Annotated in this window: 5 protein-coding genes; all 5 read left to right on the top strand. The window is 65.9% G+C overall.

What is annotated here, in order from left to right; all coding sequences use genetic code 11:
* A partial coding sequence (locus Y705_RS16775) for a GNAT family N-acetyltransferase (RefSeq protein ID WP_155849868.1) occupies positions 1 to 289 on the top strand: 289 nt, incomplete at its 5' end.
* Positions 290 to 357: 68 nt separating this feature from the next.
* Entirely contained in the window at positions 358 to 1,170 is an 813-nt protein-coding gene (locus tag Y705_RS0102450; protein ID WP_049822153.1) for a spermidine synthase, read from the top strand.
* A 119-nt stretch (positions 1,171 to 1,289) separates the two neighbouring features.
* A complete protein-coding gene (locus Y705_RS0102445; protein WP_049822152.1) occupies positions 1,290 to 1,706 on the top strand; it encodes a YybH family protein in 417 nt (138 codons plus the stop codon).
* A gap of 64 nt (positions 1,707 to 1,770) precedes the next feature.
* The gene (locus tag Y705_RS0102440; protein ID WP_049822167.1) at positions 1,771 to 3,156 is read left to right on the top strand and encodes a purine-cytosine permease family protein; all 1,386 of its coding nucleotides are present in this window, start codon (positions 1,771 to 1,773) and stop codon (positions 3,154 to 3,156) included.
* The gene (locus Y705_RS0102435; RefSeq protein WP_253908451.1) at positions 3,119 to 3,793 is read left to right on the top strand and encodes a cyclase family protein; all 675 of its coding nucleotides are present in this window, start codon (positions 3,119 to 3,121) and stop codon (positions 3,791 to 3,793) included. Before Y705_RS0102440 ends, Y705_RS0102435 begins: the two co-directional genes overlap by 38 nt.
* Positions 3,794 to 3,882 lie beyond the last annotated feature (89 nt).

The raw sequence follows: 3,882 nt of genomic DNA, 5'->3' as shown, positions 1-3,882 counted from the left end.
CGACGGGGCCCCGGTCGGCATTGCGACGTCGGGGCCGGGCCGTGACCCGGACCGCCCGGGCTTCGAGTTGCACCATATCTATACGTTGAACCGGACGCACGGGTCCGGCCTGGGACAGCGCCTGCTGCACATCGCGATCGGCACGAGACCGGCGTACCTCTGGATCCTCGAGGGCAATCCGCGGGCCGAGCGCTTCTACGTTCGCAACGGTTTCATTCCCGACGGCACGACGATGCCGTGCGGCCCCACCTGGCACTTCCGGCCGATGTTCCGGATGCACCGCCAGTAGCATTGCAGCATGTCCCCGTTACCGATCCGGCCCGTCGTCGTTCTCCGTTCGAGCCGGATGACGGACTGATGGCCCGGGCCGCTGCACCGCAGCCGGTGTACGGGGAGTTCCCGATCGACACCGGGACCTGCGAGCTGGAGCCCGATCCCTATAACTCCAACGGGTGGGTGCTGCGGATCAATGGAGTGCCGAGCTCGCACATCGACCTCGCCGATCCGCTGCGCCTCGACTTCGAGTACATGCGATGGATCGCCTCACTGGTCGACGCCCGCTGGGAGGCGCAGGCAAAGCTCCGGGTCCTCCACCTCGGCGGGGGAGCCTGCACCCTTGCGCGTTACTTCGCCGCTGCGCATCCTCATGCGCGCCAGGTGGTGGTCGAACTCGACGGCAGGCTCGCCGAACTGGTGCGCGAATGGTTCGATCTCCCGCGGGCGCCGCTGGTGCGCATCCGCGTGGGGGAGGCGCGCGAGGTCACGCAATCGCTGAGCGCGTCGAGCCGCGACCTGGTGATCCGGGACGTCTTCGCGGGAAGCCTTACTCCTCAGGCCCTCACCACCGTCGAGTTCACCCAGGAGGCCAAGGACGTGCTGGCGCCCGACGGCGTGTATCTGGTCAATTGCGGCGATCGCCCCGATCTCAAGGTGGCGCGCCGGGAGGCGGCGACGATCGGTTCGCTGTTCCAGCACCTGGTCATCATCGCGGACCCGGCGATGCTGAAGGGGCGCAGGCACGGCAACGTCATCATCGCCGGGAGCGACGCCCCGCTGGGCGAGAGCCCCTCCCTCGCGCGGGAGCTGCTCGGCGGCGGCGTACCGGCGCACCTGTGGCAGGACGAGCAGGTGCAAAAGTTCGCCGCCGGGGCGCAGGTGCTGAAGGACTGATCCATCCATTGACAAGGGGCGCTCGCCACTCCACACTTTGGTAAACATCTGTTGCATTGCTGGCAACCCGAGAGGTTCCGGCGCGACAAGCTCCGTGCCACCCGAGTGAGGAACCTGCAATGGGAACAGGAACAACCGCGCATCTGACGCGGCACGAAGTGGAACAGGCAGCGACGGCGCTCGTCGCGGCCTTCGCTGCCACCGACACCGGCGCCTACTTCGATGCCTTCACCCCCGAAGCATCCTTCATTTTTCACGGCGAACCGGTGCGGCTTGCAACCCGGGCGGCCTATGAGGTCCTTTGGGACTCGTGGCTGGACGATGGTTGGCGGGTTGTCTCGTGTGAGAGCACCAACCCCCTGATCCAGCTCCTCGGGGAGGTCGCCGTCTTCTCGCATGATGTGGAGACCATCACCGGGACAGGCGGCTCCCCGGAGGCCACCTTCGAGAGGGAGACGATCGTCTTCCGCAAACTCACGGATGGCTCCATCAAAGCCGTCCATGAACACCTTTCGCCAGTTCCCGCCCATCCCTGACTCCCGGAGCGCCCTTATGACTTCCCAGCACCAGCATGCACCCGGCCGGCAAGGCTCGGCCTGGATGCGCCTGTCGAGGCACCTCGACGAGAATTCCGAGGGGTACGGGCCCATTCGAGGGACGTTGCCCCTAGCCAGGATCGGGATGATCTGGCTTGCGGCGAACCTGGTGGTCACCACCCTGCTGACCGGCACGCTTTTCGTCCCCGGCGTTCCCTGGCCACTGGCGATCGGCCTGATCATCCTTGGAACCCTTCTCGGCGGCGCGGTACTCGTGCTCGTCGGCAACATGGGTACGCGCACCGGGCTGCCCACCATGTCCCTGACGAAGGGATCATTCGGCCTGCGGGGATCCTTCCTCCCGGTCGCAGCGAATGTGGTCATCCTGATGGGATGGAGCTGGGTCCAGGCGATGCTCGCCGGCGTCACCGTGAATTTCCTGGTGGAGCAGGCAACCGGCTTCTCCAATCCCATCCTGTTCTCGGTACTCTGCCAGTTCCTCGTCGTCTGCCTGGCCATCTTCGGACACGCTGGTATCGCCCGCGTCGAGCCGTGGCTTGCACTCGTCATCCTGGCCATCATGGCGTACGTGTTCACGGTGGCCTTCACCTCCCATCCAGTGGCCGACTTCACCTCTCTTCCAGCCGACCCCGAAGCCGGCTGGTCAGGCATCGCCGTGCTCGACGTCGTCATCGCCACCGCGATTTCCTGGACAGTGCTTTCCGCCGAGTTCAACCGGCTCGCCAGGTCCCAGGCCGCCGGCATGATCGGTTCGGGCGTCGGATACACCCTGTCCACGGTCCTCGCCATGACACTGGGCGCGACGGCCATCGGTTATGTGGTGCTGGAGGGCGGCGAAGCGGTGGGATTCGATCCCACGGTCATCGTTGCGGCATTCGGCGCTCCCCTGGCCGTGGTGATCTTCCTGTCCGTCATGGCCACCAACACCATGGTGGTCTACGGCATGGTGTCCTCTGTCGTGAACCTGGTGCCGTCGAACCGGGTGAAGTTCCTGCCGACGGCCCTCATCCTCGGCGGCATCTCGATCCTTGGATCATCATGGCTGGCCCTGCTGAATTCCTTCACCAGTTTCCTCGTGCTGATCGGGTCCCTGTTCATCCCGGTCTTCGCCGTGATGCTCGTGGACTACTACATCGTGAAGCGCGGCTCCTACTCGAAGGACATCCTTCGCGGAACCGGCGGCAGCTACTGGTACAAGGGTGGCGTCAACATCCCCGCGGTGGCAGTCTGGCTGATCGGTGCGGTGGCCTCCCTCGTCCTTACCTACACAGTGCCGAGCCCCATCGGCGCCACCATCCCGACATTCGTGATCTCCGTGGTGCTGTATCTGGGCTGGGCCGTCGCCTCGAAGCAGATCGACCGCAGCAAACCCCTTCAGCACCATCTCGCGGATGGCGAACACCGGGACGTGGTGGATGCGCCTCGTTGACCTGAGCCACCCCGTCGAAACGGGCATGCAGGTCTTCCCGGGTGATCCGCCCGTGAGAACGGAGCTCGCTGCGACGGTTCCGCAGGACGGCTTCCAGGTCTCCGGGCTGCACCTCGGTACCCACAGCGGGACCCACGTGGACGCACCCCTGCATACGGTCGACGGTGGCGCGCCGGTGGATACGCTCGACCTGTTGCGGCTCCTCGGCCCCGCACGGATAGTGCGTGTCGCCGGCCTGAAGAAGACCGACACGATCCGCTGGACAGATGTCGAAGCCCAGCTGGAGGAGGTGGCTCCCGGAGACATCGTGCTCTTCCATACCGGATGGTCACGGTATTTCGATACCGGAGCGTATCTGCAGCATCCCGTGATCGAGGTGCTCATCGCCGAGCGCCTCGTAGCGGCAGGCGTGACAGTGATCGGGGTCGACACGCTGAATCCCGACCCGACGCCCGGGGCAGGGGGCGTGCTGGACCTCCCGGTGCACTCGGTGATCCTCGGGGCAGGAGGAGCGATTCTCGAGAACCTGACCAACCTCGACGCTGTGACCTGGCCGAATCCGGTGGTGTCCGCCCTGCCGTTGAAGCTGCGCGGACTGGACGGATCTCCAGTTCGGGCGGTCGCGCTCGAGCTCTAGGTGCAGGCCAATCAGCCCCGGCCCAGCAGCTCCGGCTCACACCTCGCCGTCGCCTGCCGCAAGGCACGCACGACGGCGGCCACGGCAGG

It is taken from the genome of Arthrobacter sp. H41, from assembly GCF_000520535.1.
Lineage (GTDB): Bacteria > Actinomycetota > Actinomycetes > Actinomycetales > Micrococcaceae > Arthrobacter_D.
Note: the sequence above shows the minus strand (reverse complement) of the source record. Positions and strands in the feature narration are given on the sequence as shown.